The 7,935-nt window shown below is 38.6% G+C and carries 5 protein-coding genes, 1 tRNA gene and 1 pseudogene; 1 reads left to right on the forward strand and 6 read right to left on the reverse strand.

The features are described 5' to 3' along the window. The 4 genes and pseudogenes from ACKPEB_RS12680 to ACKPEB_RS12695 form a co-directional block, all read right to left on the reverse strand. Positions 1–1,314: pseudogene (locus tag ACKPEB_RS12680) on the reverse strand (ATP-binding protein); the annotation flags it as partial. Between the two features lie 42 nt (positions 1,315–1,356). Then, complete coding sequence (locus tag ACKPEB_RS12685; protein WP_408965295.1) at positions 1,357–2,064, reverse strand: hypothetical protein; 708 nt, start codon at positions 2,062–2,064, stop codon at positions 1,357–1,359. 215 nt (positions 2,065–2,279) lie between these two features. Next, positions 2,280–4,166 carry a hypothetical protein gene (locus tag ACKPEB_RS12690; protein ID WP_408965296.1) on the reverse strand — a complete coding sequence of 629 codons (1,887 nt, stop codon included), beginning with the start codon at positions 4,164–4,166 and terminating at the stop codon, positions 2,280–2,282. Positions 4,167–4,212: 46 nt separating this feature from the next. Next, positions 4,213–4,908 carry a hypothetical protein gene (locus tag ACKPEB_RS12695; RefSeq protein WP_408965297.1) on the reverse strand — a complete coding sequence of 232 codons (696 nt, stop codon included), beginning with the start codon at positions 4,906–4,908 and terminating at the stop codon, positions 4,213–4,215. 298 nt (positions 4,909–5,206) lie between these two features. Between ACKPEB_RS12695 and ACKPEB_RS12700 the strand changes: the two genes are divergently transcribed. Then, positions 5,207–6,736 carry a carboxypeptidase M32 gene (locus tag ACKPEB_RS12700; protein ID WP_408965298.1) on the forward strand — a complete coding sequence of 510 codons (1,530 nt, stop codon included), beginning with the start codon at positions 5,207–5,209 and terminating at the stop codon, positions 6,734–6,736. Positions 6,737–6,754: 18 nt separating this feature from the next. Here ACKPEB_RS12700 and ACKPEB_RS12705 read toward each other — a convergent pair. Further along, positions 6,755–6,839 (reverse strand) — tRNA-Ser (locus ACKPEB_RS12705). A 40-nt stretch (positions 6,840–6,879) separates the two neighbouring features. Next, complete coding sequence (locus tag ACKPEB_RS12710) at positions 6,880–7,800, reverse strand: TIGR04168 family protein (RefSeq protein WP_408965299.1); 921 nt, start codon at positions 7,798–7,800, stop codon at positions 6,880–6,882. Positions 7,801–7,935: the final 135 nt, after the last annotated feature.

Raw genomic sequence — 7,935 nt, forward strand, 5'->3', positions numbered from 1 at the left:
ATTTTCAGGGATAGATTGACTGGTTTGTTCTAAAGCTAGTTTGAATCTTTCTGAGGGATTATCAGGTAAGGGATCATCAACATCAAAATGTTCTGCACACCAAGCTAAGACCTCTCTGACTGAAAGTTTTTGTTTACCTAAATCCCTTAGCTGATTTTCATCAAATGGGTAGACCGGATGAGGAGGAGTTAAATGCCGAGGTTTGTATAATTCCTCTTGCAACCATAAACTCACTAAATCAATAATAGAATTACTATTTAGATGCTCTAACTCAATAGTTTTACCGTTAGCATATGTTGATATTCTATCTACAATACCACCTCGCATATTCTTGATCGCATTGCTCCAGACATCAGGTAAAACAACGGTCAGAATAATCACGCCTTGACCTAATTCCGATTGCCTTAAAGAATTATAAAGATTACACACTAATTCAGCTATGACTTGAGAGGTTGTAAACCCAGCATCATTAACTTTTAACGATTCAATTTCATCAAAACAAATAATCATTGAGTTATAATGACTCACTAAGTTAAGAATCTGCAATATAGAATTAAAAGCCTCAGCTTCTCGTTCTTGATTGGTTTTATTGAAGTTAGGAGGAAGCCCTAAATAATCCGCAGTTGTTTGATCCAGAGCATCTCCCGCTAACCATTTAATCGCTAAAGGTGAATAATCTTGAGAAAGTGTCCATAAAATCGCACGAACAATATAGGTATCGGCTAGAGGTTTAGATTGCAAAACTTTTTGACTCAGTTTAGTCATTAAGTTTTTACCCTGACTCAACCAATTAGCATAAACTTGATCAAATCGGTTAACCAGTTGAGGAGGAGAAGCGATAGCCGCATTCGGGTTAATTGCTTTAAGAGCTTCATTTGCCATTGCTGCTGCTACTTCTTGCCACTGTGATACGCCTTGACTACCCGGATACGCTAAACTATTTGCTAAAGTTTGTTGAAATTGATATTTAATTAAATTGAGATCAGTATATTTATTGGCATTACCATAAACAAATAATCCTCCCCCTTCTTGTTCAAGATGTTTCCGAATGCGTTTTAAGTTGTGAGTTTTTCCGACTCCCTGTAAAGCTGTCCAAACCAGTGTTGTTACTTTTTCATGACTGGATTGACTATTTTTAACTTGTTCAAGGGCTTGAAAAACTGTATCTGAAGCTTTTTTGTTTAATGATGTTAAATCAGGAAAGCCTTTACCCCAGATATTTTGCTCTTGAACAATACCAGCATTCTTAAAAGGGTTATAACTTTTAATGGCTGCATGAATTTCGTTAAGTGGAGAAACTGAAGGATTAGTCATAGTGTTTAGATGTGAGGGTGGAAACAACAAAGAAATCTACATTTAATTATCAGAATCTAAGCGCTGAATATAATAGCGAAATCCACCACTCGGTAAAGTAATGGAGTCTTCCCGTTTATCCGGTGTTAAATCAGGCATTTCTCCCGCCATAAGTTGTAAAATATCATTAGCTTGCATCTCTAAAATCCATTCATTGAATTGTGAACGAGTGACCTGATCACCGATAGTCCGTCGGATGCGATAAATGGGGACTAAATCATTTAAGTTATAATCTTTATTTAATTGATCATACACCTGAAGGGCGATCGCTTTAAACTCTTCATAAGAAGCAATAACAGGTTGCTTAACCGATGTAGTGGGAATTCCCCCTTGATTCAATTCTCGAATTAACTTAATTAATCCATTCCCTAACCGAGAGGCGATAATCGTTGTATCAAAAGCAAAATCAGAATTTGTTAACGCCGCGATTAACATTTGTTTTCCGGTATCGGTCAGAGACACCATTAACGTTTGATTTCGCTTATAAATTTTGATCGCATCTGTGGCTTGTAATTCTTCGTAAAGACTTTGAGAAACGCCAAAGCTTGCTCCCTGACGCTTTTGTTTAAGTTTACTGTTCAATTCACTTTTTTTAACCTCACCATTGCTACAACTCATGGCCCATAAGGTTAACAGAAAGCGAGTTTTGTTTGTTACCTCAGTGGTAGAAGCAACAGCATTAGAAGTATCTATAGAAGGTGTTGATGACATATTATTGATGACCGTCTTGAATAAGCTGATTAAATTTTACATCAAATCGGGAATAATTAAAAGCTGAGATGTTCAGTTTAACGAGTATTAATTCATAGATGATAGGAAAGTTAAAATATTTTGAGACTAGAGGAGATTGTTAGAAAACAATCCAACCCCACGACTCAAAACACAGTAGAGAAAAACTGAATTTTTCCGATAAAATTGCAGTTTTGTCAATCTAAAAAGTTATAGGTCAAGTCACTGTCTAAACCAGAGGTAACTTGAGGAATACTAATGGGGATATCTTCATCAATTAAACCATCGGGTGTTTGACCGGAAGGGTCACTGAGAATTTCAGAAATGATGGAATTTTTGATCACTAATTCTGATTTTTCGATAAAATCAAAAATTTGTTCGGGTTTTAACCCATAACTTTCTTGATTTTTGTAAACTGCGTATATGGCTAATAAAGGTTTAATATCTTCCTCTGGGATACGAACCCATTCTCCACCTTTTTCGTCTTGCAGTTCTTTAAGATATTTTTGCGCTAATTTGGCATTAGAACCAATTTTTTTAGACCGAACTAAACACCCTCGCGTTAAATCAAATTTTTGATAATCTCCAAGTTGTCTAAGAATGGCTTGGACTATAGCTCCTCCTGATTGCTGAATCACAGCTAATCCAATTTTAACAGGTTGACCGTTTTCTATTCCATTGATTTTGAAATGCAGATAACAGGTGTTCTGTTTAAATCTTTCAATACTTTTAATTTCGACATTTTCAATCGTTTTTCCGATGATTCGTTCAAAGCTAAAAGCTAGGGTTTCTGCAAGTTGATCACTGTCTTCTAAAAGGTCAGTAATCTTCTGTTTAATTTCTGCGAGTTCGTTTTCAAAAGCAGGTTTAACGACATCTAGGTTAGCTGGAGAATCAATTTTGTCTTTTCTCCACTGGGAAGCACACCAACCCAAAACATCTCTAGTCTTTGGTCTTAGTTTCCCTAATTCTATTAGTTGAGCTTCAGTAAATGGATATAAAGGATGAGGAGGAACAACTTGATGCTGGGCGTAAAATTCCTTTAACCATTGAGATACTAATGCGATGACATCATTGGGTTTTAAATAGTTTAAAGAAATTGGTTTTCCCAATTGAGGATAACTCGCAATTCTATGGATAACAGCTTCGGCTTGTTGCAAAGATTTAACATTCTGTAACCAAGTGGGTTCATACATTGCTAGAACTAATAAACCTCGCTTAATATTATTGAATAAATCTTTAGCAAAACTAGCAGTGATTTGGGGTAAGGAAAAACCCGTGAACTCATCAATATAAGGTGCATCAAGTTCATCAAAACAGATCAGGGGAATTTTATATTGACTCACTAAATTCAGAATTTGGCAAGTTGTCTTAAAAGATTCTACTTCTTTTTCTCCAGTTTTGAAGTTGGGTAATCCCATATCTTGAGCTTGTCTTTCTGCTAACTCCATCCCCGATAACCAATAGGTTGCATAGATAGCATGGGGACGAGAAAGTGTCCATAAAATCGCTCTGATTATATAGGGATTTTCAATGATTTGATTTTGTTTGGAAAAAATTAAATCTGTTAAAAGATCTAACGCTTTAGTGGAATATCGATTGAGCCAATCAGGGAATTTTTGAATATATTGTTCTGCGCTGTAGTTCCATCCTTTCGCTTGATTAATTAAATGAGCCGCTATTTCTTGCCATTGCATGATGCCTTCATATTGACCATAGGCTCTTAAACTAGAAGTTAAAGTTTCCAGAAATTTGCTTTTGATTTTCGAGAGTTTTTCTCCATAGTCTCCCATATAAATAAACAAAACTTGATCCGTTTGTTTATAATGATGGCGAATGCGACTAATGACTTGAGTTTTGCCTAATCCTCGATCACCAACAACTGTAATCCCTACCGTTTGCATAGAGTTTTGATTGATTTGATGAATCGCCTCAAAAACCGTATCAGAAACATGAGCGTTAATTGAGGGAACATCAGGTAAACTTTTGCCCCAAACTTGAGAATTTCTAACCACTGTATGTCCAGCAAACGGGTTATATTGCTGAATCAGATTGTCAATGTTACTAAACTCAGAAGTCGTCATAATTTAACCAAAAATAATGGGTGAATAATAAAGGATTAGAAAAGCTTTATAACCGTTTAGCATAACAACGTAAGCCAACCAGTTCGGTGCTGATAGAATCTTCAATTTTGTCTGGTGCGCTATCTTCCACACTCCCTCCAATGAATTGAAAAATATCATTAGCTTGCATTTCTAACATCCATTCATTGAACTGTGAACGAGTAACTTGATCCCCAATCGTCCGTCGAATGCGATAAATGGGGACTAAGTTATCATAGTTATAATCTTTATTTAATTGATCATACACCTGAAGGGCGATCGCTTTAAACTCCTCATAAGAAGCAATAACAGCTTGTTTAACCGATGTCGCGGGAATTCCCCCTTGATAAAATTCTCGAATTAACTCAATTAAGCCATTGGCTAACCGAGCAGCGACAATTGTTGTATCAAAGGTAAAGTTAGGATTTGTTAACGCAGCGATTAACATTTGTTTTCCGGTATCCGTCAGAGACACCATAGGCGTTTGATTTCGCTTATAAATTTTGATCGCATCTGCGGCTTGTAATTCTTCATAAAGACTTTGAGAAACGCCAACTTTTGTTCCCTGACGCTTTTGCTTAACCTTATTGGTTAATTCACTTTTTTTAACCTCACCATCACGGCAACTCATGGCCCATAAAGTCAAGAGAAAACGAGTTTTGTTTGTTACGTCAGTGGAGGAAGTAACAGAATGAGAAGAATCGATAGAAGGTATTGATGACATATTATCGATGACCGTCTTGAATAAGCCGATTAAATCTTACCTTAAATCAGGAATAATTAAAAGCTGAGATGTTCAGTTTAATGAGAATAAATCCGTAGAATCACGTAGAGTTAAAAAATTTTGATACCAGAAAAGAAGATGATTCCGACAGGGTTTCGAGAAAAAATCAAACCCCACCACTCCAATACAGTCCAGAAAAACCGAATTTTTCCTAAAACAATTGTGAGGATTGATCAACATCCGTCCAACATCGATTAAGCTGTTGTAAAGTTTGAGCATCCGATTCATCGGTTTTATCATGTCCGTTTCTTCCTCTCCCAACCCAAAATTCACACAACTGCTGGATCGCCTCACGGAAATTAACGATATTAAAGCGGCAATTTCCCTCCTGCATTGGGATCAAGCAACTTATATGCCGCCTGGGGGTGCGAGGGCCAGAGGGCGACAAATGGCAACGTTACGGCGTTTAGCCCATGAAAAATTCACCGATCCCATTGTGGGAGAATTATTAGAAGACCTACGCACCGAAGAAGCCAACTTCCCCTATGATTCCCTAGAAGCCAGTTTAATTCGTGTCACCTGTCGAGATTATCATCGGGCGGTGCAAGTTCCCTCCCAACTGATGGCCGAAATTTCTCAACATCAATCAGCCACTTATAACGCTTGGGCGAAAGCACGGGAAGCCGGGAGTTTTGCGGTAGTTCAACCCTATTTACAAAAAACCTTAGAATTAAGTCAGGAATATGCCCAATGCTTTCCAGGGTATGAACATATTGCCGATCCGTTAGTTGATCAACAAGATGAAGGAATGACAGTAGCAACGGTGCGATCGCTGTTTCAACCTCTGCGTCAACAATTAGTACCCATCGTTGAAACCTTAACCGCTTGTTCACCTTTAAATAATTCTTATTTATATCAAATTTTCTCTGAAAAAAAACAACTAAAATTTACTATTGGGGTGATTCACTGTTTAGGTTATGACTTAAAACGGGGACGACAAGATAAAACCCTACATCCGTTTATGACAAAATTTTCCATTGATGATGTTCGCATTACCACCCGTGTTTATGAACACCATCTCGAACAAGCGTTATTTAGTACCATTCATGAAACAGGTCATGCTTTGTATGAACAAAATATTTCTCCAGAGTTAGAAGGAACACCCTTAGCCACAGGCGCTTCCTCTGGTTTACACGAAAGCCAAGCCCGTTTATGGGAAAATATTATCGGTCGGAGTCGAGGATTTTGGGAATGGTTTTATCCTCGGTTACAAGGGGTATTTATGCGTGAATTAGGACAAGTCACAACCCATCAATTTTATCAAGCTATTAATAAAGTTAATCCTTCTTTAATTCGGACGGATGCCGATGAAGTCACCTATAATTTACACATCATGATTCGCTTTGATTTAGAGTTAGCCATGTTAGAGGGAAAATTAGCGATTTCTGATTTACCCGAAGCGTGGAATGAACGTTATAGAGAGGATTTAGGCATTGTTCCCACAACAGATATTGAAGGAGTTTTACAGGATGTGCATTGGTATATTGAATTGATTGGGGGAATGTTCCAAAGTTATACATTAGGAAATTTAATCGCCGCCCAAATTTATGAGAAAGTCGTTCATGATGATCCTGAAATTCCCTTTGAAATTGAACGAGGAAGTGCCAAAGGATTATTAAATTGGCTCAAACAGAATATTTATCAACACGGTCGTAAATTTACAGCCCAAGAATTGATTGAACGGGTGACAGGTTCCCCTTTAACAATTGACCCTTTCCTCAATTATATTCGTCATAAATATGAATATCTCTATCAATGCAAATTGTAGAACGATTGTTCTCGGAAACGGAGAGGGTGGGATTTGAACCCACGGAACCTTTCAGTTCACCTGATTTCAAGTCAGGCGCGATCGACCACTCTGCCACCTCTCCAATTGCTCATCCATGAGCTAAGAAGCAATTATAGCATAAATCAAGATTGTGCCAAGAGCACACTTGCAGAATATAGTAATTCCGCCTCAACAATTTGAAAATCCTCTCCCACCCAAACTAACGACACTTCCGAAACTTGTTGAGCATCTAAGGTGACGATGGAAAAATTCCGTTGTTTTCCTTGGGACGTTTCTCGAATGCGACTGACACAAGCAGCATTGAGATAAACCGTCCCTTCAGTGCTCGTCACTAACCGTTGACGGGGATAAGCTTTCGTGTGGCGTAGGGTGTGGTGCATATGACCAAAAGCAACCAGGGGAATGGTTTTGCCTAAACTTCGACTTTTGGCGATCGCCTCGGCAAAATCAGGATCACCAAAATCTCCTCCGATGGGGTTCCAATCTTTGCCACAGGGGGCTTCGGCTGCCTCTCCCAGACCTGTTGGGCCGTTGTGACCTAAAAACAGAACCCGGTCAAAATTAGAGGTTTGGACGGCTTTAATCATGCGTTGGGTAGAGGCCTCAAAACCGTTCACCCCAAATCGTTCTTGATAAAACTCGTTATATTTCCATTCCGGGCCACCCCAACTAAAGGGACGACTGCCAACAACGGTTAACTGCAACTGGGGAAAGTCCCGTTTTCCGTAGCCCACATGATCTTCCCCCATAATATCTAATTGTTCCTGCACCCAATCTTCGGTTTTGCGGTTATAGGGGCATTTTTTCCGCCCCCATTCGGTTGCAGTATACCAAGCGTCATGGTTGCCAAAGACGGCAGCTTTGGGAATATTCAACGAAGCGATCCTTCTGACGACCTCTACCGCCTCATTACCAAAATCCCCCACAAACAGAACTAAATCAACCGCTAAAGACTTTAAAGCCAGGGCGTCATCATTTTCCCACTGATCATGAACATCCCCGACAACAGCAATTTTAATGGGTTTGGTATTCACAACGGTCATCGTTTTAAAGGTTTTCTCTGCTATCTGGCAACGTTGATTAAACGTTAACAACTTTTCTATTTTATAGCAGGGAACAGGGAACAGGGGGAGTTGTAAGTCCTAGACTGAATTTCACATCTGGAAAAAATAACCAGA

Source organism: Planktothrix sp., from assembly GCF_046067725.1.
In the GTDB taxonomy this organism is placed as follows: domain Bacteria; phylum Cyanobacteriota; class Cyanobacteriia; order Cyanobacteriales; family Microcoleaceae; genus Planktothrix.

Bases quoted from the DNA above. Each gene is read 5' to 3' on its own strand.
- ACKPEB_RS12710 (WP_408965299.1), bottom strand. From the start codon at position 7,800: ATGACCGTTGTGAATACCAAACCCATTAAAATTGCTGTTGTCGGGGAT.
- ACKPEB_RS12690 (WP_408965296.1), bottom strand. From the start codon at position 4,166: ATGACGACTTCTGAGTTTAGTAACATTGACAATCTGATTCAGCAATAT.
- ACKPEB_RS12700 (WP_408965298.1), top strand. From the start codon at position 5,207: ATGTCCGTTTCTTCCTCTCCCAACCCAAAATTCACACAACTGCTGGAT.
- ACKPEB_RS12685 (WP_408965295.1), bottom strand. From the start codon at position 2,064: ATGTCATCAACACCTTCTATAGATACTTCTAATGCTGTTGCTTCTACC.
- ACKPEB_RS12695 (WP_408965297.1), bottom strand. From the start codon at position 4,908: ATGTCATCAATACCTTCTATCGATTCTTCTCATTCTGTTACTTCCTCC.